Annotated in this window: 23 protein-coding genes, 1 tRNA gene and 1 pseudogene; 13 read left to right on the forward strand and 12 right to left on the reverse strand. The window is 67.3% G+C overall.

Annotation, left to right across the window (positions count from 1 at the left end; genetic code table 11):
- From A5696_RS14185 to A5696_RS14195, 3 genes are all read right to left on the reverse strand, one after another.
- A partial coding sequence (locus A5696_RS14185) for a protein adenylyltransferase SelO family protein (RefSeq protein WP_197516978.1) occupies positions 1-592 on the reverse strand: 592 nt, incomplete at its 3' end.
- 27 nt (positions 593-619) lie between these two features.
- Positions 620-1,186, reverse strand: coding sequence for a hemerythrin domain-containing protein (locus tag A5696_RS14190; RefSeq protein WP_067879716.1), 567 nt, complete (start codon positions 1,184-1,186; stop codon positions 620-622).
- A 114-nt stretch (positions 1,187-1,300) separates the two neighbouring features.
- Entirely contained in the window at positions 1,301-1,576 is a 276-nt protein-coding gene (locus tag A5696_RS14195; protein WP_067879720.1) for a WGxxGxxG family protein, read from the reverse strand.
- A 211-nt stretch (positions 1,577-1,787) separates the two neighbouring features.
- Here A5696_RS14195 and A5696_RS14200 point away from each other — a divergent pair, with 211 nt between their 5' ends.
- The 3 genes from A5696_RS14200 to A5696_RS14210 all read left to right on the forward strand — a co-directional run bounded on the left by A5696_RS14200 (position 1,788) and on the right by A5696_RS14210 (position 4,002).
- Positions 1,788-2,294, forward strand: coding sequence for a hypothetical protein (locus A5696_RS14200; protein WP_067879723.1), 507 nt, complete (start codon positions 1,788-1,790; stop codon positions 2,292-2,294).
- A gap of 75 nt (positions 2,295-2,369) precedes the next feature.
- Complete coding sequence (locus A5696_RS14205; RefSeq protein ID WP_067879978.1) at positions 2,370-3,290, forward strand: CoA ester lyase; 921 nt, start codon at positions 2,370-2,372, stop codon at positions 3,288-3,290.
- A gap of 16 nt (positions 3,291-3,306) precedes the next feature.
- On the forward strand, positions 3,307-4,002 hold the full coding sequence (locus tag A5696_RS14210) for a DsbA family protein (RefSeq protein WP_067879726.1): 696 nt from the start codon (positions 3,307-3,309) through the stop codon (positions 4,000-4,002).
- 1 nt (position 4,003) lies between these two features.
- On the opposite strand, the gene A5696_RS14215 is transcribed toward A5696_RS14210, so the two are convergent.
- Entirely contained in the window at positions 4,004-5,254 is a 1,251-nt protein-coding gene (locus tag A5696_RS14215) for an HNH endonuclease signature motif containing protein (RefSeq protein ID WP_067879729.1), read from the reverse strand.
- Between the two features lie 49 nt (positions 5,255-5,303).
- On the opposite strand from A5696_RS14215, the gene A5696_RS14220 reads away from it, so the two are divergent.
- Complete coding sequence (locus A5696_RS14220; RefSeq protein WP_067879732.1) at positions 5,304-5,651, forward strand: DUF488 domain-containing protein; 348 nt, start codon at positions 5,304-5,306, stop codon at positions 5,649-5,651.
- Between the two features lie 33 nt (positions 5,652-5,684).
- Positions 5,685-6,314 carry a GNAT family N-acetyltransferase gene (locus tag A5696_RS14225; protein ID WP_067879735.1) on the forward strand — a complete coding sequence of 210 codons (630 nt, stop codon included), beginning with the start codon at positions 5,685-5,687 and terminating at the stop codon, positions 6,312-6,314.
- Here the strand turns inward: A5696_RS14225 and crcB (A5696_RS14230) are convergent, their stop codons facing one another.
- Both crcB (A5696_RS14230) and crcB (A5696_RS14235) read right to left on the reverse strand, forming a co-directional pair.
- The gene (gene crcB / locus A5696_RS14230) at positions 6,315-6,689 is read right to left on the reverse strand and encodes a fluoride efflux transporter CrcB (protein WP_067879738.1); all 375 of its coding nucleotides are present in this window, start codon (positions 6,687-6,689) and stop codon (positions 6,315-6,317) included.
- Positions 6,686-7,081: a fluoride efflux transporter CrcB gene (gene crcB / locus A5696_RS14235; protein ID WP_067879741.1), complete on the reverse strand. Its 396-nt coding sequence runs from the start codon at positions 7,079-7,081 to the stop codon at positions 6,686-6,688. Before crcB (A5696_RS14235) ends, crcB (A5696_RS14230) begins: the two co-directional genes overlap by 4 nt.
- Positions 7,082-7,214: 133 nt before the next feature.
- Between crcB (A5696_RS14235) and pgm the strand changes: the two genes are divergently transcribed.
- The 3 genes from pgm (at position 7,215) to A5696_RS14250 (ending at position 9,818) form a co-directional block, all read left to right on the forward strand.
- Complete coding sequence (gene pgm, locus A5696_RS14240; RefSeq protein WP_067879743.1) at positions 7,215-8,852, forward strand: phosphoglucomutase (alpha-D-glucose-1,6-bisphosphate-dependent); 1,638 nt, start codon at positions 7,215-7,217, stop codon at positions 8,850-8,852.
- Positions 8,853-8,913: 61 nt separating this feature from the next.
- Positions 8,914-8,986 (forward strand) — tRNA-Ala (locus A5696_RS14245).
- A gap of 169 nt (positions 8,987-9,155) precedes the next feature.
- Positions 9,156-9,818, forward strand: coding sequence for a trimeric intracellular cation channel family protein (locus tag A5696_RS14250; protein WP_067879745.1), 663 nt, complete (start codon positions 9,156-9,158; stop codon positions 9,816-9,818).
- Position 9,819: 1 nt separating this feature from the next.
- Here the strand turns inward: A5696_RS14250 and A5696_RS14255 are convergent, their stop codons facing one another.
- The 3 genes from A5696_RS14255 to A5696_RS14265 form a co-directional block, all read right to left on the reverse strand.
- The gene (locus A5696_RS14255) at positions 9,820-11,085 is read right to left on the reverse strand and encodes a M20 family metallopeptidase (RefSeq protein WP_067879748.1); all 1,266 of its coding nucleotides are present in this window, start codon (positions 11,083-11,085) and stop codon (positions 9,820-9,822) included.
- 60 nt (positions 11,086-11,145) lie between these two features.
- A complete protein-coding gene (locus tag A5696_RS14260) occupies positions 11,146-11,973 on the reverse strand; it encodes a DUF1906 domain-containing protein (RefSeq protein WP_067879751.1) in 828 nt (275 codons plus the stop codon).
- 121 nt (positions 11,974-12,094) lie between these two features.
- On the reverse strand, positions 12,095-12,577 hold the full coding sequence (locus A5696_RS14265) for a MarR family winged helix-turn-helix transcriptional regulator (protein WP_067879754.1): 483 nt from the start codon (positions 12,575-12,577) through the stop codon (positions 12,095-12,097).
- A gap of 97 nt (positions 12,578-12,674) precedes the next feature.
- On the opposite strand from A5696_RS14265, the gene A5696_RS14270 reads away from it, so the two are divergent.
- The 3 genes from A5696_RS14270 (at position 12,675) to A5696_RS14280 (ending at position 14,597) form a co-directional block, all read left to right on the forward strand.
- Positions 12,675-13,298 (forward strand): NADPH-dependent F420 reductase, encoded by a 624-nt coding sequence (locus A5696_RS14270; RefSeq protein WP_067879757.1) that lies wholly within the window; start codon positions 12,675-12,677, stop codon positions 13,296-13,298.
- Positions 13,299-13,390: 92 nt separating this feature from the next.
- Positions 13,391-14,290, forward strand: a complete 900-nt coding sequence (locus tag A5696_RS14275) for a TIGR03619 family F420-dependent LLM class oxidoreductase (protein ID WP_067879761.1) — start codon at positions 13,391-13,393, stop codon at positions 14,288-14,290.
- Entirely contained in the window at positions 14,277-14,597 is a 321-nt protein-coding gene (locus A5696_RS14280; protein WP_231964331.1) for an SDR family NAD(P)-dependent oxidoreductase, read from the forward strand. Before A5696_RS14275 ends, A5696_RS14280 begins: the two co-directional genes overlap by 14 nt.
- An 89-nt stretch (positions 14,598-14,686) precedes the next feature.
- Here the strand turns inward: A5696_RS14280 and A5696_RS14285 are convergent, their stop codons facing one another.
- Complete coding sequence (locus A5696_RS14285; protein WP_067879765.1) at positions 14,687-16,093, reverse strand: adenylate/guanylate cyclase domain-containing protein; 1,407 nt, start codon at positions 16,091-16,093, stop codon at positions 14,687-14,689.
- Between the two features lie 95 nt (positions 16,094-16,188).
- Between A5696_RS14285 and A5696_RS14290 the strand changes: the two genes are divergently transcribed.
- Positions 16,189-16,533 (forward strand): hypothetical protein, encoded by a 345-nt coding sequence (locus A5696_RS14290; protein WP_067879769.1) that lies wholly within the window; start codon positions 16,189-16,191, stop codon positions 16,531-16,533.
- A gap of 12 nt (positions 16,534-16,545) precedes the next feature.
- Here the strand turns inward: A5696_RS14290 and A5696_RS14295 are convergent.
- A pseudogene (locus tag A5696_RS14295) lies at positions 16,546-17,434 on the reverse strand (TauD/TfdA dioxygenase family protein).
- Between the two features lie 88 nt (positions 17,435-17,522).
- Here A5696_RS14295 and A5696_RS14300 point away from each other — a divergent pair.
- A complete protein-coding gene (locus A5696_RS14300; protein ID WP_067879772.1) occupies positions 17,523-18,794 on the forward strand; it encodes an amidohydrolase family protein in 1,272 nt (423 codons plus the stop codon).
- Here the strand turns inward: A5696_RS14300 and A5696_RS14305 are convergent.
- A complete protein-coding gene (locus tag A5696_RS14305) occupies positions 18,791-19,684 on the reverse strand; it encodes an IclR family transcriptional regulator (protein ID WP_067879775.1) in 894 nt (297 codons plus the stop codon). The two genes, A5696_RS14300 and A5696_RS14305, sit on opposite strands and share 4 nt — an antisense overlap.
- Positions 19,685-19,740 lie beyond the last annotated feature (56 nt).

Raw genomic sequence — 19,740 nt, forward strand, 5'->3', positions numbered from 1 at the left:
CGTCGCGAGCAGTCACCTGCGCGTCGGCAGCTTCCAGTACGCCGCGTCGCTCGCGACGCGGGCCTGCTGCGGCGCCGGGCAGCGGCGTCTCGCGCTGCACCGGGCGTCCGGTGGCCACCACGGCCAGCGATCGTGTCGTCGGGACGCCCAGGGCGTGCATCGCCTCGCTGACGATGTATTCGCGCAGCATCGGGCCGACCGCCGCCAGGCCGTCGCCGCCGCGCGCGAAGGGCGTGGGCCCCGACCCCTTCAGGTGCAGGTCGCGCAGGCTCCCGTCGTCGCCGACGAGTTCGCCGAGTAGCAGTGCCCGCCCGTCGCCCAGTCGGGGCACGTAGCCGCCGAACTGGTGTCCGGCGTAGGCCTGCGCCACCGGCGCGGCGCCGTCGGGCACCAGGTTGCCGACCAAAAACCGCAGCCCGTCGGCACTGCGCAGCCAGGCGCCGTCGAGGCCGAGCTGGCCGGCCAATCGGTCGTTGACCACGAGGGGCCGCAATTCGGGAGTCGCCTCGGCCTGCCAGCGCACGGCCAACTCCGGCAATTCGCGGAAGAACCGGTCGTGCAGGGCGACGGTTGTCTCCGGTGTGACGCTCACTCCACCGACACTACGGAACGCCCGGGCCTATCCGACGGCTTGCCGGATGAGGTCGCGGGCGCGGTCGAGCATTGAGGCGAACGGACCGACGGCGAAATTCAGCTTCGCCGATTCCACGCCCGGGTGCGGGCGGGTCGGCGCGATGGCCTCCGCCGCGCGCACCGCCGAACCCATCCGCTTGAGGTCGTCGGCGTCGACTTTGCGCTCCAGCACGGGAAATTCGTCATCCTCCTCATGCCGGGCGTGGTCGAGCACCGCGTCACGCAGCTTGGTGAGTTCGTCGATGAACTGTTGCGACGTGATGTCGAGTTTCTCGATCGCTGAGAGCAGCTCCTTGGCTTCGTGCTCCTCCTGCAGGCGGGCGTCGACGATGCCGTCGCCGGCGTCGGCCTCGCGGCGCACCCGGGGGTGCACCACCATCTCCTCAGCCGTCTCATGGACGGCCAGCAGCTGGCGCAACTCTACGAAGGGCTTCTCGCGCGCCTTGGGATCCGAAGCGTGCAGCACTTCTTCGAACATGTCCTCGATGAGGTTGTGTTGCGCTTTGAGGAATGCGACGACTTCCTCTGGTGATTGGACAATCATGTCGGCCATCGCCGATACCTCCAGTGATAGGGGAATGGAAGAAATACCCGGCGGGGGTCCGGGTAAACGCGGCGAGCCCCCGTCAGACGCCTGAGCATCCGACGGGGGCGTCGGCCTGGACCGCTAGACGCCGCGCCCGGGCGTCGTGGTTGTCCCGAGGCCGGTGACGGCGTCGGTGTCCTTGCGCCGCTTCAGCCCAACGAGTCCGCCCAGCCCGAGCAGGCCGAGCAGCCCCCACAAGCCGTTGTTGTTGTCACTGTGCTGGTCATTGTTGTTGTCCGCCAACGTCGTTGTGGTCGACGACGGCGCCGGTGCGGCCTGGGTGGTGGCGTTGGCGACGCCGGCTCCACCGAACAGCAGCGCCCCGGTGGCGGAAATGACTGCAATGGTCTTACGCATGTTTGCTCCTTGAGTGGTCGTCTCGACCGAGGGGTAACCGAGAACGCGTTGGGGACCAGTCGCCTCTAGCCCTTGCGACAAGCGACGCGAGACGAAGGTCCCTGGCGTCGCAACGGATGGGCTACCCGGCGCGCCGGCGATGAAACCTCGCCCGAGCACGCTTGGCGCGTGGCCTGGTGCGACCACGCTCCCCAACTGCCATCATTTGCTGATGGACGACCCCCGGCAGCGCATCGCCGACCTGGAACGCCGGCTGGCCGACGCCAGGGCGGCCGCCCGCGGCGAGAACCAACCCGTCGAGCAGCCGGTCTCCGCCGCGCAGCTGACGCCCGGTGTGCGCCCCGCCTACGCCGCGCCCCAGCGCAAGCGCCGCGGGGCCGATTTGATCGGGCCGGTCATCGCGGTGCTCGGCGGGGGGATCGGCCTCTGCGTCGGCGGAGCGGCGGCGGTGACCGCGCTGATCCCCTCGACGGCGCTGTGGATGAGTCCCATCGTCTGCCGCAGCGGATATGAAATGACCTACAACACCTCGCACTACAGCTACAAGCCGGGCCAGTCCGGGACCACTGTCAGCTTCCAGTGCGTCGGCGACGGCGACTATTACGACGTCAACGACTTCGCGGTCTTCGTGCTGCAGTCCCTGCTTGTCGCGGTCGTCCTGGTCGTCGCGCTCGCCCTGGGTCGACTGCTATGGCGCCGCTCGCACAAGCCCGCCTGATCGGCGGTTCGCCATGCGGCTACCGTTTAACAAACACCAGCTAGCACCCACGGAATGAAGATGGCGACAGATCAGATGCATGAACAGGTCGACGACCAGGCGCCGGATCCCTCGGACATCGGCTGGCGCATCGACCCCGTTCTCGCCCGCAGCTGGCTGCTGGTCAACGGCGCGCATGCCGACCGGTTCCAGGCGGCGGCGCATTCCCGCGCCGACATCGTCGTTCTCGACATCGAGGACGCGGTCGCGCCGAAAGGCAAGCAGGCGGCCCGCGAGAACGTCGTGCGCTGGCTCAGCTCGGAAAACACCGACTGGGTCCGCATCAACGGGTTCGGCACGCCGTGGTGGGCCGACGACCTGGCGGCGCTGGCCGAGACCCCGGTCGGCGGGGTGATGCTGGCGATGGTCGAATCGGTGGACCATGTCACCGAGACCGCCCAGCGACTGCCCAACGTGCCGATCGTGGCGCTGGTCGAAACCGCCCGGGGCCTGGAGCGCATCACCGAGATCGCCGCGGCCAAGGGCACCTTCCGGCTGGCCTTCGGCATCGGTGACTTCCGCCGCGACACCGGCTTCGGGGAAGACCCCACCACCCTGGCGTACGCCCGGTCGCGCTTCACGATCGCGGCCAAGGCGGCCAACCTGCCGAGCGCCATCGATGGGCCGACGATCGGCTCCAACGCCCTGAAGCTGATCGAGGCCACGGCGGTTTCCGTGGAGTTCGGCATGACGGGCAAGATCTGCCTCACCCCGGACCAGTGCGCGGTGGTCAACGAGGGGCTGTCCCCGTCGCAGGACGAGATCTCTTGGGCCAAAGAGTTTTTCGCTGAGTTCGAACGTGACGGCGGGGAGATTCGCAACGGCTCCGACCTACCGCGGATTGCGAGGGCCACGAAGATCCTCGAACTGGCCCGCGCCTACGGCATCGAAGTGTCGGAGTTCGACGACGAAGAACGCGTTCACTCGCCCGCCCCGTCGGACACCTATCACTACTAGGCAGGGAACAGGTTCGATGAGCGACGCCGTGGACTTTCACTTCGACCCGATGTGCCCGTTCGCCTACCAGACCTCGCTGTGGATCCGGGATGTTCGCGACCAGCTCGGCATCACCGTCGATTGGCGATTCTTCAGCCTCGAGGAGACCAACAGGTCCGAGGGCCAAAAGCACCCCTGGGAACGCCAGTGGTCCTACGGCTGGTCGCTGATGCGGATCGGGGCGCTGCTGCGCCGAACGGACATGGCGCTGCTGGACCGGTGGTACGCCGCGATCGGACGCGAGCTGCACACGTTGGGCGGCAAGCCACACGACCCCGCGATTGCGCGAAAACTGCTGGGCGACATCGGCGTCGACCCCGCGATTCTCGATGAGGCGTTGGAGGACTCCACCACCCACGACGACATTCGCCAGGACCACCAGCGCGTCGTCGATGCGGGCGGATTCGGTGTGCCGACGCTGTTCTTGGCGGGACAGTGCCTGTTCGGTCCGGTGTTGGTCAACCCGCCGACCGGTCAGCCCGCCCTGACGCTGTGGAGCGTCGTGACCGGCATGGCCGAGCTGCCGCACGTCTACGAACTGCAGCGGCCCAAGGCGCCGGCCGATCTCGACCTCATCGGGCGAAGCCTGCGTCCCTACCTCGATGGGCGGGATTGGGTCAGCATCAACCGCGGTGAAGTCGTCGACGTGGAGCGCCTCACCAATCAAGGCTGAGCTACGCCGCGTGCTTCGCGAGCGTGACGGCGATGCGCAGTTCGGTCTCGCTGACGTCGATTGCAGGTGCCCGCGGCGGGGCGGCCGATCGGTAGGTATGCCCGGTCGGTGTGGTGAATTCGGCTGTGTGCGTGTGCTTTTCGTCGACCATGGTGCGCACCCGCCAGCCGGCGGCTTCCTTGGTGTAGTTGCAGGCCGCGCAGGAGCCCAGGCCGTTGTCGGCGGTGGTGGGCCCGCCGCGGGCCCAGGGCTGCGCGTGGTCACGGTGGCGGATGGGCGCGTCGCAATAGGGCGTGCGGCAACGTTGATCTCGCAGCTCGATGAAGCTTGCCAGGCCGCGCGGGAAGAGCCGCGCCCGTGACTCCATGGTCACCAGCGCCCCGGCCGCCGGGTGGGCGTAGAGCCTGCGCAGGGTGGCCCGCGAGCGCCGGTCGCTGACGGCGCCGGCGACCAGCGATCGCGCGACCGCCGCCGGAATAGGCCCGTAGCCGCCGAGGTCGGCCGGTGTGTCGGCGCCGCCCAGCAGCGTTTCGTCGGTGAGGACCAAATTGACCGCGATGGGGGTCGGGACCGCCGCCGGGCGCCCGGTGACCCGTTCGACCAGCGTGTCGGCCATGACCTGTCCGCGCGAGCGGTCATCGAAGGTGGTGTCGGCGGACCGCTTGAGAGCCGCGAACACCGAAACGCCTTGTGTGACCGGCAACAACGCGGTCACGTACGTCATCGTGTCGGGTGCGGGCCGGATGGTGACCGTGCGCTCGTTCTCGGCCTTGGCCGCGCGCTCGACCACGGCGTGCGGGTCCAACCGGTAGGCGATCGCCTTGGCGGCGGCGGCCACCCGCGCGTCACCCATCCCGTCCAGGCCGGCCGGGTCGGCGCACATCTCGGCGTCCAGCCTGCGGCGGTCCTCGACGTCCAGGCAGGCGCTTTCGCGCACGATCAGGGTGGCCCGCCATTCCGAGAGCGCCCCGCACTCCAGCGCGGCCAGTGTGTGCGGCATCTCGTGCACCAGCGCCTTGGCGAAACCCAGGTGCCGCCCACCGCGGGCCGGGGAGTCCCGCCGCGCCAGGGCGATCTCGCTGGCCACACCGCGTCCGCGGCGCGCCGCGGGAACGCCTGCGGCCGCTTCGGCGGCCCTGCGCTCGATATCCAGGGCGACCGCCAGCCGGGCCTGATCCGCGGCCGCAGCGGACTTGACCCTCTCCAACTCGGCGATGCGCTCTATCAGCGCCGATTGTCGATCGTCGAACATGTGTTCGAGTATACCTGACCGGCCGACAAGATGCCGTTACGCTGGCTGCATGGGCCGAATCCGGGTCGCGCGCGTGTACGAGGAGGCCGATCCCGACGACGGCCAGCGCATCCTGGTGGACCGCATCTGGCCCCGCGGGTTCCGCAAGGACGATCCGCGGGTCGGCAAGTGGTGCAAGGACGTCGCGCCGTCGAAGGAACTTCGCGAGTGGTACCACCATGACCCTGGAAAGTTCGATCAATTCGCCGCGCGCTACGCCGACGAACTGCACGACAGCTCGGCGTTGGCGGAGCTGCGAAAGCTGACCAAGCGCGGCGCCGTGACCCTGGTGACGGCCACCCGCGAAGTCGACGGCAGTCACGCCGCGGTCCTGGCGGAGCTGCTCACGAGCCGGTGATCCGCGGGCGGCTCGGTAGGCTGGTCGGTGGATATGACCGAACCCGAAGTGATCTTGCCGCGGGAACTGGCCAACATCAGCGATGAGGTGCGTCAGGTGCCCCCGCCGCCCAGCACGGCTGAGGTTCCCGAGCCCTACGCTTTCCGGCTCGCCGACCCGGACGCCGACGCGGAGATGGTCGCCGAGTGGATGAGCCGGCCCGCGCTCGCCGAGGCCTGGGAATCCGCCTGGCCGGCCGAGCGCTGGCATCGCTACCTGGGCGCGCAACTGGACGGTGAGTATTCGCGACCGTTTTTCGCCAGTCTGGATGGGCAAGACCGCGCCTACATCGAATTGTACCGAGCCGCAAAGGATTCCATTGCCACCCGGTATGAAGCCGATCCCTACGACTTGGGGATCCACGCGGCCATCGCCGACGAAGGGCTGGTGAACCAGGGCATCGCCCGGTACGTGCTGCCGCATTTCGTGGCCAGCGTGCTGGGCCAGGAGCCGTTGTGCCGCCGGATCATGTTCGATCCCGACCACCGCAACAAGACGGCACGGCGATTCTGCGAGCGCGCCGGCTGCGCATTCCTCGGCGAGCACGACATGTCGAATCGGCGTATGGCGCTGTTCGCGCTGCCCCGCACACCCGGGGACGTGCCCAGGCTTCGCGCCACCTGATCACTGCTGGGCGACCCATTGCCCGAATGTCGCGGCGGCGATGCCGAGCGCGACGCTGACGACGATGTTGGCCAGCGCCGTCCAGGTTTGGCGCTCCTCGCCGAGGCGCTGCGTCTCCAGCATCCAGGTGGAAAAGGTGGTGTAGGCGCCGACGAACGCCGTCCCGGCCAGCAGCGCCGCGTCCCTGCTCAACACCAGGCCCCCGAGGAAACCGAGCAGCGCGGCGCCGCTGACGTTCACCGCGAGCGTCCCGAACGGAAAGGCCCGGGCCGCTCGCCGGGCCACCGCACCGTCGATCACGAAGCGCAGCACCGACCCGAAGCCGCCGACGAGCGCTACGCCGGTCCACAGCAAGGCCGTTGATATCCCGGTCATCGACGGACTCGTACCCGGCGAACCAAAGCGGTCGCCAGGTACACGGCCAGCAATCCCAACACGATGCTGCTGGTGGTGTATGCGGCGGCCTTGACCCAATGGCCGTGCTGAATCATGGTCACGGTCTCGACCTGCATCGTCGAGAAGGTGGTCAACCCGCCGCAGAGTCCGGTGCCGAGCAGGGGTCGCCGGTAGCTCGACAGCGGCAGCCGCTCGAGCAGGCGGGTCGTGAAGTAGCCGACCAGAAACGCGCCGACGATGTTGGCCGTGAAGGTGGACCACGGCCAGTGCTCCGCGTCGCGGATGACGAGGGTGTTCAACGCCGCGCGGGTTAGAGTACCGATCGCACCACCGACGAAAACCGCGGCCAACTCGCGATAGTCGTGTGCCACGGTCGGTTTCCCTTCGGTGTGCGAGTGCTGCGCTTAGCAGCGTAGGGGGTCGACTTACCAGAAGGTGAACCCGGGAAGTACCCGAGAAGTCCAAGGCGGCGGGGCGCGCCGGGCACGGGCAGAATTGGTGACCATGGCCCACCCGCGCGCCGGTCAGCCGGCCCAGCCCGAAGACCTCGTCGATCTGCCCCACCTGGTCACCGCGTACTACTCGATCGAACCCGACCCGGAGGACGTCGCCCAGCAGGTGGTGTTCGGCACGTCGGGTCACCGCGGGTCGGCGCTGGCCGGGGCGTTCAACGAGGCCCACATCCTGGCTATCACCCAGGCTATCGTCGAGTATCGCCGGACCCACGGCACCACCGGGCCGCTGTTCATCGGCCGTGACACGCATGGTCTTTCCGAGCCGGCGTGGGTGTCGGCGCTCGAGGTGCTGGCCGCCAACGACGTTGTGGCGATGATCGATTCGCGCGACCGTTACACCCCGACGCCGGCGGTCAGCCACGCCATCCTGACCTACAACCGAGGCCGCACCGACGCGCTTGCCGACGGCATCGTCGTCACGCCGTCGCACAACCCGCCGTCCGACGGCGGTTTCAAGTACAACCCGCCCAACGGCGGGCCCGCCGACACCGACGCAACCAACGCAATTGCCAAGCGCGCCAACGAGATTCTGCGCAGCGGGTCGGGCGTGCAGCGGGTGCCGCTGGCCCGCGCGCTGCAGGCCGTCCAGCGCTACGACTACCTGGGCACCTACGTCGACGACCTGCCCAACGTGGTCGACGTCGACGCGATCCGCGCGGCCGGGGTGCGGATCGGCGCCGACCCGCTCGGCGGCGCCAGCGTCGACTATTGGGGCGAGATCGCGCAGCGGCACGGGCTGGACCTGACCGTGGTCAATCCGCTGGTCGACGCGACGTGGCGGTTCATGACGCTCGACCACGACGGCAAGATCCGGATGGATTGCAGTTCGCCGGACGCGATGGCTGGGCTCATTAACGTGATCGCCACCTCGGACCGCTATCAGATCGCCACCGGCAACGACGCCGACTCCGACCGCCACGGCATCGTCACCCCCGATGCGGGCCTGCTGAACCCGAACCACTACCTGGCGGTGGCCATCGACTACCTCTATACGCACCGCCCGTCGTGGCCGGACGGCATCGCCGTCGGCAAGACGGCGGTCAGCTCGTCGATCATCGACCGCGTGGTCGCCGGCCTGGGCCGCAAGCTGGTCGAGGTGCCGGTCGGGTTCAAGTGGTTCGTCGACGGCCTGATCGGCGGCACGATCGGTTTCGGCGGCGAGGAGTCGGCCGGGGCGTCGTTCCTGCGGCGCGACGGCTCGGTGTGGACCACCGACAAGGACGGCATCATCCTGGCGCTGCTGGCTTCCGAGATCCTGGCCGTCACCGGCCTGAGCCCGTCGCAGCGATATGACGAGCTGACCGCGAAGTACGGCACGCAGTTCTACGCGCGGGTCGACGCGCCGGCCGATCGTGAGCAGAAGGCCCGGCTTTCCCGGCTGTCGGCCGAGCAGGTGACCGCGACCGAGGTGGCCGGGGAGCCGATCACCGCGAAATTGACCGCCGCCCCCGGCAACGGGGCCCCGCTCGGCGGGCTGAAGGTGACGACGGCCAACGCGTGGTTCGCCGCCCGTCCGTCCGGCACCGAGGACGTCTACAAGATCTATGCCGAGTCCTTCAACGGGCCCGAGCACCTGGCCGAGGTGCAGAAGGCCGCGCGCGATGTGGTCAATCAGGTGATCGGGTAATCGCCTGACCAGCGGCTTTGAACCCATCTTGCCAGTGGTGTAGCTTCGATTGGCACGACTTGGGGCTATGGCGCAGCTGGTAGCGCACCACACTGGCAGTGTGGGGGTCAGGGGTTCGAGTCCCCTTAGCTCCACTCATCGAAGTTTGAGGCAGATGTCTGGCTCTCGTTTGCCGCACTGCAACTGCCGCGAGCGGATTGTCCTATTTTTTGTGCTGTCCAGATGAACGGCTTTGGTTATCGAACTGCCCCGCGGTCGGCCAAGCAAGTGATCGAGTCAGACGGCCCGTGATAGGCACGGTACGTGACCGAGCCGCCGCTCCTCCTTGCACTGGACTTGACTGGCACGTTCGCTTTCGGACTGAACGGGGCGCTGACCGCGGTGCGCGCGGTGCGACTCGACATCGTCGGCGTGGTAACCCTCGGCTTGATCACAGCGGTGGGTGGCGGTGCGCTTCGAGATGTTCTCATCGGTGACATACCGCCAGCCACATTCAGGGATTGGCGGTACTTCACACTTGCCATTGGCGGTGGCTTGATTGCGTTTGCGCTGAGCAAGTGGCTCGATCGGCTGGAGACCCCGATCATCGTGCTGGATGCCATCGGGCTGAGTGTGTTTGCGGTCATCGGCGCGCGCAAGGCGCTGGAGTTTGGACTCGGCATCGCGCCGGCGATTCTGCTTGGCGCCGTCACCGGGGTAGGCGGAGGCACGATCCGCGACGTCATGGTGGGACAGATCCCTACTGTGCTGCGGAGCGAGCTATACGCAATTCCCGCCATAGTGGCGGCGGGCATCACGGTCGCGACTGTCCAGTCGGGTGTCTACGGCCTACCGGCCGCGCTGGCGGCAGCAGCGGTCTGCTTCGTCATCCGCATGCTCGGCGTGCGATTCGGCCTGAACGCCCCAAGCCCGCCAGGGGGCGATTCCGGGGCGGCGAGCTCGGAGCCAGGGCCGGATCATCGTTGAGTCAATTGCCTAACCAGGCAAGTGCGGCGACGACGATGGCTTGGGTCCCGGTGTCGAGCGTGGGTTGGATCACGGGCGCGAAGGTCGGCGAGTGGTTGACCGGGATGTCCTGGGCGACCCGGCCGGATTTGACCGCCTCGCGGTATTGCTGCTCGTCAATGCCGCCGATGCCCCAGTAGGTGTAAGGAATGCCGAGTGCGTTCGGGATATCGCTGAAATCCTCGCTTGCCGACTGCGGGGCCATCGGGGTGAACCGGTCGCCGAAGTAAACCGCGAACGCGTCGCTGACGCGGTCAGTGACCTCGTCGTCGTTCACGGTGAGCGGGAAGCGGTCATACAGCTCGAACTCGGGTTCCTGCGGCGAGTTTGACGCCTGGCATTCAGCGACGACGATGCGCCGGATGCTGTCGAGCACCGCTTTGCGGACAGATTCGTCATACGTTCGCAGATTGAGCTCAAGCACGGCATGATCGCCAATCACATTGCTCTTGGTGCCCGCGTGGATGCTTCCGACCGTCAGGACCACGGTGTCGGTCGGTGCGACCTCCCGGGACACGATCGTCTGCAGCCGAACCACGATCATCGATGCCAGCACGACGGGATCGATCGCTGCCTGCGGCATCGATCCATGCGCTCCCCGACCGTAAACCGTGATCCGCATACTGTCGGCGGCCGAGAGCACGGGCCCACGGTGCGTGCCGACGTGGCCGGCGGGTGCGGGAAGGACGTGCTGGGCAAGGGCGACGTCGACGGACGGAACAGCGTCAGAAAGCCCGTCATCGACCATGCCCCGTGCCCCGTCGGCGACCTCTTCGGCCGGCTGGAACAACGCCACGAGCGTCCCGTGCCAGTGCTGAGCTCCGTCGGCAAGCAACGAGGCCGCGCCGAGCAGACAGGCGACGTGCACGTCGTGGCCGCAGGCGTGCATGACTGGCACCTCATCGCCGGCGGCGTCCGTAGCGCGGACCGTACTGGCATACGCAAGGCCGGTCGCCTCCTCGACGGGCAGCGCGTCCATGTCGGCGCGCACCAGCACGGTAGGTCCACCGCCGTTCCGCAGGATTCCGACGACGCCCGTGCCGCCGACGTTGTCGCGGACGTCGTAGCCCCATGCGCGCAACCTCTCGGCCGCCAGCTCCGCGGTGCGGTGTTCCTGATGCGACAGTTCGGGGTGCCGGTGGATATCGCGATAGAGATCCTCCTGCCATTCCCGGATCTCGGGCAGGCGTTCCAAAATCGCGGCGGACGGGCTAGTCGCGGTGCTCATCTATTGCCCTCCAATACCCTTCGTGATCGGCGCTTCCGCACACCCCCACGAGTCACAGGCTCAGGGATGTAGGTTCCACTGACCGCAATCCTCGGCAAGGACGTCGTTGACGTCGACCTCGAGTCCCCCGACCACCGGGCCAGGATTCGACGCCGTACTCACCACGCGTTGGTAGAGAACCGCGGCAGGGTCGACTTGGCCGCGGGACCAGGACCGGGTCTGCCAAGCCCACCGGCGGCCGGGGGTGCGCGAACTTCCGATGACGCCGTCGGCGGCGGCCCATCGGCATACATCGATACCGCCGTAGACGCCGGTGCGCTGGACTCCGAGTACCGAATTGATTCCGCGAAACCACTTGAGTGCCAGATTGTTCCAGGTGTCGTGGTTTATGTCCTCGTCGACGCTGAAGAAGATCGGGGCACTCTGACCGCCGCCCGCCGCGGTATGCAGCTGCCAGGCGGTGCGAGCATCGGCGACGCCGCCCTCGAACCCGCGCCTGAAGTCCGATGGTGCTGTCCCGCCGGGCTTTCCGTATTGGTAATTGCTGACGATCATCAGCCCGGCAGCGGTCAGCTGCTCGGCGTAAGGCCGGGTGATCGGCTTGGCGCCCATGGACGAGCCGGGACGCGATAGCGACACGTAGTTGATGACCCCGGCGTAGCCGGCAGCTCGGATGTGCTCCGCCGGAATTTGGCGCATGGCGAAGTCGATCAGTTTGGGGGTGGCGGCAGGCGCCGTAGGGATGGCAGCCGCCGTAGGGACGGCGATATTTGCCGATGCCGCAAACAGCCCCGGCAGTGCGGACATAGCGACGGCGCAGCGCAATACGTCGCGCCGGGGAATGGCGCGCGATCGCCGGAGGCGCGCATTCACCGACAAGTCCTGCATCGCGTGATGGTAAATATTTGACTTTTGTCAACAGAAGTAGCGTGCGGTAGTCGATATCAAATCGGTCTTTGTGGTTCACCGGCCTGAGTCAATGGCTGGGTCAGGACCCCGCGGCCGCGGGCTATGAGGGCTCGTCTTCGGCGGGGGAGTCGTCGTTTTTGGCCAGGTGGCGCAGGACGCGTTCGTTGAGCGCGGCGAGCATGTCGAGCTCGGCCGGGCTGAGCAGGTCGATAAAGTTCCGGCGGACGTCCTCCACGTGCCCGGGCGCCGCCTTCTCGATGGCGGCGCGGCCGGCCGGCAGCAGGCAGACCATCGTGCTGCGGGCGTCGTCGGGGTTGGGCTCGCGACAGATCAGCCCGTCCTTTTCCATGCGCCGCACCTGGTGGGAGACGCGGCTCTTCTCCCAGCCCAGTGTGTTGCACAGCTCGTGGGCGGGCATGCGGTCGCCGTCGTGACCCGAGAGCACCGCCAAGATCTCGTAGTCGGCGCCGGACAGGCCCGATTCCTGCAACCCGCGGTTCAGGTGCACATCAAGCTGGTGATGCGCGTGCTGGAAGGCCCGCCAGGCGCGGTCTTCACGCGGGTTCAGCCAATTCGGTTCCATCAGCGTCCATGCTACCCGATTGGTTGACGCATCAACAAACATAGGCCTAAGGTGGACACGTCAACTTTTTCGGCCTCAATCCAAGAACGGACACCTCATGAGCAACATCAGCATCATCGGCACCGGGAACATGGCTCGCGCCATCGGCGCGCTGGCGGTAGCGGGCGGCAACAGCGTCGAGGTCATCGGGCGCGATCAGACCAAGGCCGCCGGCCTGGCCAAGGCTCTCGGGGGCAACGCTACGACGGCAGAGTTCGGCGCCGTCCCGGCCGGGGACATCGTGATCGTTTCCGTGGTGTACGCCAACGTCGTTCCGATCGTCACCCGCTATGGAGACGCCCTCGCGGGCAAGATCATCGTCGACATCAGCAACCCGTTCAATGCCGCGGCCGACGGGCTAGCCATCCCTGACGACACCTCGATCGCGCAGGAAGTTGCCAAGGCCGCCCCGGCCAGCGCGAGCGTGGTGAAGGCGTTCAACACCATCTTCGGTGTCGTCTTGGCCCAGGGGCGGCCGCTCGACGTCTTCTTCGCCGGCGACGACGCGCGCGGCAAGGCGCGCGTGGCGGAGTTCATCGACAGCCTCGGGCTGCGCCCGCTGGACGTCGGCGGCCTGAACATGGCCCACTGGCTGGAGGGAACGGGCCTGGTCATGATGGGTCTCGCCCGCCACGGCGTGGGGAACTTCGACTTCGCCCTCGGCGCCGCCGTTCCCGGCTGAGCCGCACCCCCGACGGTCAAAGCAGTGAACGAACGAGGGCACCATCCGCCCAAATAATTGTTGATGGATCACCAAAGGGGAGGATTCTCGCAATGAAGCTTGGCTTCGCACTTCCCATCGTCGGGCCCGCAATCAGCAGCGCCGCTGGTCTCAGCGCGTTCTGCCGCGGACTCGAGGACCTCGGCTACGACACGCTGTGGGTCGGCGACCGCCTGGTCACGCCGGTCGACATGCACAGCACCTATCCGGGCAAAGAGCAGCCGTATCCGCCGCAGATGACCCGTTACCTCGATACGGTGCTGCTGTGGACCGTCGCCGCGACGGCGACCAGCCGGGTGCGGCTGAACTCCAGCACCCTCAGCACGTTCTACTACGAGCCGGTGCACCTGGCCCGGCTGCTGACCACGCTCGACGTGCTCAGCGACGGCCGCCTCGACGTCGGCGTGGGCATCGGGTGGATGAAGGACGAGCACGACATCGCCCGCGGCGCGGACTGGCACCGGCGCGGGCGGATGCTCGACGACCTGCTGGCGTTTCTGCGCGAGTGGTGGACGACCAGCCCGGTGTCCTGGGAGAGCGAATTCTTCTCCCTGCCGCCGGTCCATGCCGACCTGCGCCCGGTCCGGGCCGGCGGTCCGCCCATCTGGATCGGCGGCGCCAGCGAGGCCGCGATGCGCCGGGTCGGACGCAGCGGCATCGGCTGGCTCGGGGTCGAGGGGCTGCAGGACGAGGTCACCGACCACCTGTGGTCGATTGCGCGCCGCGCGGCGAAGGACGCCGGCCGCGATCCTGACGCGTTGAAGACGGCCATGCGGATCAACCTCGAACCGGGCACGTCCGTTGACTCGGTTGTCGGCAGGCTCGAGCGCCTCGCGGGATCCGGTGCTGATGAGGCGATCGTGGATGCCTTCGCAATGTTCCCCAGCCTTGACCAGATGCTTGACTTCGCCGGCCGGGTAATTGCCCGATGGGGTGATCATGGGAAGGCTTGACGGCAAGGTGGCGGTGATCACGGGCGGATCAAGTGGTCTCGCGCTGGCCGGTGCCGAGTTGTTCGTCGACGAGGGAGCTCACGTTTTCATCTCGGGTCGGCGGCAGAAAGCGCTGGATGAAGCCGTCAAGCTCATCGGCCGGAACGTGACCGGCCTGCAGGCCGATTCGGCCAACCTGGACGATCTGGACCGGTTGGTCGACGCGGTCAAGCAGGAAAAGGGCGCCGTCGACGTGTTGTGGACAAGTGCGAGGAGCGCAAGCTCGGCGAGATCACGGAGCAGCACTTCGATGCCACCTTCGGGCTGAACGCGCGCGGCACGCTCTTCACGGTGCGGAAGGCACTGCCACTGCTCAACGACGGTGGCTCGATCTTGGGCCTGTCGTGCGGTGGACAGTTATGGAATCTCGTACACGACGATCTTGTCGGCGATGCCGCGCAGCGCGGCCTCCTTCCGAATCGGCCGGATCGCCTCCTTCTCCAGGATGGCGGCGACGCCGGGCGCGTCGATCACGGGACCGGTGATGTGGATCTCCTGCGCGGTCGACAGGCTCTGCACCCGTGCCGCGATGTTCACGGTCTGGCCGAAATAGTCCTGCCGCTCGTTGAGCATCACCGCGAGACACGGCCCCTCATGGATGCCGATCTTTACGATCAGGTCGCACTTGCCGCGCTCGGCATTGAGCTTGTCCATCGCGGCCCGCATCCGCAGGCCCGCGACGAGCGCGTGGTCCGGCTGGACAAAGGTCGCCATCACGGCGTCCCCGATGGTCTTGACCACGGCGCCCTTTTCGGCCGCGATGATCTCCAGCAGCGCCCGAAAGTGCGCGCGCACCAAGTCGAACGCGGCGAGGTCGCCCACTCGCTCGTAAAGCGCGGTCGACCCCTTGAGGTCGGTGAACAGAAACGTCAGCGAGGTGATTTTCAGACGCTGATCGATGTTGAGATTGTCGGCCTTGAACACCTCGCGGAACGTCTGGTTCGACAGCATCCGCTTGGCGGTGAGGAACGGCCTGCGTTTGCCCAGCAGATGGTGGAGCGCGTCGGCGACAAAGACGGTGGGCAGCGTACGCAGGGGGCACTCGTTGTCGAGTGCGAGCCGCAACGGACCCGGACGCAATGTGATGGACCCGGTCGGCGGATGCGCTTTGTTGAAGATCAGCCGGAGCTCCTGAGGTTCCGCGGTCGGCTCGCCCTGGACGTCGATGAAATGAGCGGAATGCGTCACCGGCTCGAAAACGATGATGAATTGGGGTGGAAGCTGCAGCGAGCGCACCGTCTTTTCCCCTGAGGGCAGCGCAAGCGCATCCAGGGTCACTTCCCCGGTCAGCGAGGCGAAGGATTCCTTGCCGAGGTCGATGCCCGAACTCCAGAACACCTGCTTGTAGTAGTCCCAGAGCGGCAGGGTGTTGGGATCGTGGGCGGCAATCCGCCTGACCTTGGGACTGACCGTGAAGGCCACCTCGACCTGCTCGTCGACGGAAGGCTCATAGCCGCAGGCGCATAATCCGCAGCGATAGTCGTCATCACGCAGCGATTTCAGCGTGTCATGCGCGTCCAGGACGCCGCTACAACCGGGACAAAGCACGTTCCAGCTCAGATCGAACAGGCCAAGCCGCGAGGCATGCAGGAGGCCGGAAATCACCTTTTCTTCGTCGAGGCCGGCGCGTTTGGAAAAGTCCAGGGCGTTGATTCGATTGAGCTCATGATCTTCACCGTCCTCGATCAGCCGTGCAATGGCATCCGCGACGGCCGAATCGGCGGTTCGCTTCATGGCCGAAACCTGCGACTGGATGTCGCTCATGACTCCAACCTAAATGCCGGCACCGACAGCCGGCACTTGCGGCTTCGCCGAATTTTGTCTGACACAGACCTCGATCAATTCATTAGGGTTGATTCATGGGTGGCGAGTTCGTCGAGATCCGGATAACTCACCCGTGGGAATCTCTGCAGTCCACGCCCGAGGCAATCCTTCCGCGGCTACTGGACTGGCGGGTTGACGCCATGGGCAGGCACGTAGCCTGGCGTTACCGGATAACCCGTTACAAGCAGGACGGCCAACCGAGGTGGTGGTTGGACGGGACCGGCCAGCACCCGTGGACCAGCGACGACGTCGAGTACCTGAAGGATGTTGCCGAGCACCACGCCGGTCGACTGTTGCGCAGGCAGCGATGGCAGCCCGGGAGCATGTACAGCGGCCAGGAGCCGCCCCTGTGGATAGGTGGCCAAGGGTTGTCGTCATGACGACGCTCGAGATCAGCCGCTGATCTCCGCGGCGCGTCGACGCATCGCCTCCAGCCCGTCCGATTCCGTCGCGGAGATCGTGGTGCGCACCATGTGCCGCGGCTCCGACGCCGGCCAGGGCCGGCCGCGATGCATGGTCGCGCGGTTGTCCCACATCACCACGTCGCCCTCGCGCCACGTGTGCAGGTAGCTGCGACCGGGGGAGGTCGCCGCGTCGATCAGCTGGGCCAGCAGTTCCTGCGCCGCCTTTCGCTCCATGCCCTCGATCGCGTAGGCGTGCGAGGCGACGTAGAGCGCCTTGCGGCCGTTGACCGGGTTCGTCCACACGAGACGCCAGCATTGCGGCGGCAGCGCCGCACGCTCCGCCGGGGTGGCGAGGTCGGGCGCGATTTTGCCGCGCGAATAGGCGTACTCGTGCCAGGCGAAGGAGTTTTCCAACCGCGACTGCAGCGCCGGATCGAGGCGCTCGAACGCGAGCCGGGTGGAGACGTATTCCGTCTCGCCGCCCCGGCCCGGAATGGTGCGCGATGACAGCACCGAAGCCAGCGCCGGCACCTTCTTGAACGTGCTGTCGGTGTGCCAGAGCTGGTTCGCCTTGTTTTCCAAGGCGATCCGGTGATCGCCGGGCACGACGTTGCCCTCCTCGTCGAGGGTTTTGAGGATCACGAGGTTGCCGCCGTGGCCCGCCGAACCCACCTTGGTGACCTCGAGCGGACCAAAGCGGCGCGAGAAAGCGAGCTGCGCGTCATCGGTGACGTCCTGGTCGCGCAGGACGAGCACCGAGTGCTCCTCGAACGCCGCGCGCACCGCCCGCGTACGCGGACTCGCTTGCCGCAACGTCGTGGATGGTCACGCCGCGGAGTTCGGCGGCAAAGCCCGGGCCCAACGGCACGATTTCCATCGATGCACTCCGTGCGTTCCGCTCAATGGGTCGCACCCTACGCCGGCCGATGCGTTGCTCCTATACTCCACATACCGCTGGAGGTGCGATGGCTGCTTGGGACACGCTGGACCGTTACGTCGTCATTTCGACCGACACTCATGCCGGGGCGGATCTGCTCGACTACAAACCGTATCTGCCGGCACGGCTGCACGATGACTTCGATGCGTGGGCCAAGTCGTACGCCAGCCCGTTCGACGACCTGGTCATCGCCACCGCCAACCGGAACTGGGACCACGAGCTTCGCATCGCGGAGATGGACGCCGACGGGGTGGCCGCGGAGGTGCTGCTGCCCAACACGATTCCGCCGTTCTTCCCGACCACCCCGAACATCACCATCAGCCTGCCCCGCACCCGTGACGAGTTCGAGAAGCGTTGGGCCGGCGTGCAGGCCCACAACCGGTGGCAGATCGACTTCTGCTCGCTGGCCCCGGCCCGACGCCGTGGCTTGATTCAGATCTTTCCCAACGACGTCGAGTTGGCGCTGGAGGAAATCCGCTGGGGCGCCGAGCAGGACTGCTTTGGCGGTGTGCTGATTCCCGCGGTCTCGCCCGGTGACCCGCAGGTGGCCCCGCTTTTCCACACCCGCTACGAACCGATCTGGGCGTTGTGCGCGGAACTGGACCTCACGGTGGTGCAGCACGCGGGCGCCGGCAGCCCCGAGATGCCGATGGACCAGCCGGCGTCGAACGCGGTGTTGATCACCGAGATGGCGATCTGGGCCCAGCGCACACTCGGCCACCTCATCCTGGCCGGGGTGTTCGAGCGGTATCCGACGCTGCGATTCGTGCCGACCGAGCAGGGCACGCTTTGGGTGCCCGGGCAACTCGGCATCCTCGACGCCATGGTGCCCACCATGAAGTCCGAGGCCCACAACCGCACCTACGGGATGTTCGGCGGATCGTCGGTCGACGAGCTGACCCTGACCCCGAGCGAATACGTCAAGCGGAACTGCTATTTGGCCAGTGAGCTGATGCCTTTCGACGGCGCGATGATCGATTTCATGGGCCCGGATCACATCATGTGGGGCAGTGACTATCCCCACGAGGAGGGCTTTGCGCCGCACTCCAAGTTGGCCATTCGTTGGGCCCTGCACGACAGGCCGGAGGACGCCTGCCGAAAGATCTTGGGCGGCAACGCCGGTCGCCTGTACCGCTTCGACCTCGATGCGCTGACGCCGATCGCCGTCAGGATCGGGCCCACCGTCGCCGAGGTTCGTAATCCGTTGGAGGACACGGGCTATCGCGCCCCGGCCGCTTTTGGCTTCCGGCCGTTCGAAGGGGGCCTCGCCCTCAAGCGGCTGGCTCCGGAGCGGGGCTAGGACTCGTCGGCCAACGCGGCGCTGAGCCGGCGGGTCGCAGCGGTGAGCTGTTTCCCCAGGCGGGTGACGGCCGCGCCGCTCATCGGCTCGGCGCTGGGAACCAGGCTGAGCATCAGGGCGATGCCGGACCCCGGCTCCAGGATGGGGGAGTCGATGTGGCTCACCTCGTACGTGCGATCGGGGTCCAGGCTGATCGGGAACCACTCCTCCTGATGGATCAGTTCGTCGGTCAATTCCTGCGCCAGCCGGCTCAGCCGGGTGGACCGCACCTCGGCGCTCCGCACGATCTGCGCCAGTTCCCGCAGGCGCAGATCGGGCAGGATGTGCAGACCTACCGCGTAGCCACGCCGCTTGGCCGTGGTGAGGGCCCGGCGATAGCGATCGCGGACGTCCCCGGGCAGGGTGGCCAGCCAGCGCTCGCGGGCGTCCGGCCCGGCCCAGGCGACGACCGACGCCCCGTACGGCGGGCGGTGCGGAAACTGGGTGCCGACGGGCATCGGGTGACCGCCGCCGTGCCGGCTTCGGATCTGATCGACGACGGTCGAGGAGTCGTCGCTCACCGAGAAGGCAACGCAGTGTGCGCCCGTCGCGGCCGACAGCTCCGCCATCGCCGAGCGCGCCAACACGAGCGCCGGATAGCGGGCCGCCGCCTCCCGGCCGAGCCGGACCAGGGCGGGACCCAGGTGGTAGGTCTTGCGGACCGGGTCGCGCAGCAGCCAGCCCGCCCGGAGCAGTTCGGACAGCATCGAGTGGCAGCTGGCCTTGTGCACGCTCAACTCGCGCGACACCTCGGCCAGGGTCATGCCCGCCATCCCCCGGCTTCCATCGGCCGCCAGCTGCTCGAACAGGTTCACGACCCGCTCGGTCTGTGGGGAGGGGCGCGGAGCCATGCAGCCAATGGTCGCATAATGCGACTCCTTGCGGTGCCATGCGCGACCATGTGACG

It is taken from the genome of Mycobacterium sp. E2699 (assembly GCF_001666745.1).
Lineage (GTDB): Bacteria > Actinomycetota > Actinomycetes > Mycobacteriales > Mycobacteriaceae > Mycobacterium.

What these genes read in the sequence shown, in the direction of transcription:
- A5696_RS14195 (WP_067879720.1), bottom strand. Translation starts at nt 1,576, where the DNA reads ATGCGTAAGACCATTGCAGTCATTTCCGCCACCGGGGCGCTGCTGTTC.
- A5696_RS14220 (WP_067879732.1), top strand. Translation starts at nt 5,304, where the DNA reads ATGGGCCGAATCCGGGTCGCGCGCGTGTACGAGGAGGCCGATCCCGAC.
- A5696_RS14200 (WP_067879723.1), top strand. Translation starts at nt 1,788, where the DNA reads ATGGACGACCCCCGGCAGCGCATCGCCGACCTGGAACGCCGGCTGGCC.
- A5696_RS14225 (WP_067879735.1), top strand. Translation starts at nt 5,685, where the DNA reads ATGACCGAACCCGAAGTGATCTTGCCGCGGGAACTGGCCAACATCAGC.
- A5696_RS14265 (WP_067879754.1), bottom strand. Translation starts at nt 12,577, where the DNA reads ATGGAACCGAATTGGCTGAACCCGCGTGAAGACCGCGCCTGGCGGGCC.
- A5696_RS14190 (WP_067879716.1), bottom strand. Translation starts at nt 1,186, where the DNA reads ATGGCCGACATGATTGTCCAATCACCAGAGGAAGTCGTCGCATTCCTC.
- A5696_RS14305 (WP_067879775.1), bottom strand. Translation starts at nt 19,684, where the DNA reads ATGGCTCCGCGCCCCTCCCCACAGACCGAGCGGGTCGTGAACCTGTTC.
- A5696_RS14290 (WP_067879769.1), top strand. Translation starts at nt 16,189, where the DNA reads ATGGGTGGCGAGTTCGTCGAGATCCGGATAACTCACCCGTGGGAATCT.
- A5696_RS14210 (WP_067879726.1), top strand. Translation starts at nt 3,307, where the DNA reads ATGAGCGACGCCGTGGACTTTCACTTCGACCCGATGTGCCCGTTCGCC.
- A5696_RS14215 (WP_067879729.1), bottom strand. Translation starts at nt 5,254, where the DNA reads ATGTTCGACGATCGACAATCGGCGCTGATAGAGCGCATCGCCGAGTTG.
- A5696_RS14275 (WP_067879761.1), top strand. Translation starts at nt 13,391, where the DNA reads ATGAAGCTTGGCTTCGCACTTCCCATCGTCGGGCCCGCAATCAGCAGC.
- A5696_RS14205 (WP_067879978.1), top strand. Translation starts at nt 2,370, where the DNA reads ATGCATGAACAGGTCGACGACCAGGCGCCGGATCCCTCGGACATCGGC.
- A5696_RS14280 (WP_231964331.1), top strand. Translation starts at nt 14,277, where the DNA reads ATGGGAAGGCTTGACGGCAAGGTGGCGGTGATCACGGGCGGATCAAGT.
- A5696_RS14285 (WP_067879765.1), bottom strand. Translation starts at nt 16,093, where the DNA reads ATGAGCGACATCCAGTCGCAGGTTTCGGCCATGAAGCGAACCGCCGAT.
- A5696_RS14270 (WP_067879757.1), top strand. Translation starts at nt 12,675, where the DNA reads ATGAGCAACATCAGCATCATCGGCACCGGGAACATGGCTCGCGCCATC.
- crcB (WP_067879738.1), bottom strand. Translation starts at nt 6,689, where the DNA reads ATGACCGGGATATCAACGGCCTTGCTGTGGACCGGCGTAGCGCTCGTC.
- pgm (WP_067879743.1), top strand. Translation starts at nt 7,215, where the DNA reads ATGGCCCACCCGCGCGCCGGTCAGCCGGCCCAGCCCGAAGACCTCGTC.
- A5696_RS14300 (WP_067879772.1), top strand. Translation starts at nt 17,523, where the DNA reads ATGGCTGCTTGGGACACGCTGGACCGTTACGTCGTCATTTCGACCGAC.
- A5696_RS14255 (WP_067879748.1), bottom strand. Translation starts at nt 11,085, where the DNA reads ATGAGCACCGCGACTAGCCCGTCCGCCGCGATTTTGGAACGCCTGCCC.
- A5696_RS14260 (WP_067879751.1), bottom strand. Translation starts at nt 11,973, where the DNA reads ATGCAGGACTTGTCGGTGAATGCGCGCCTCCGGCGATCGCGCGCCATT.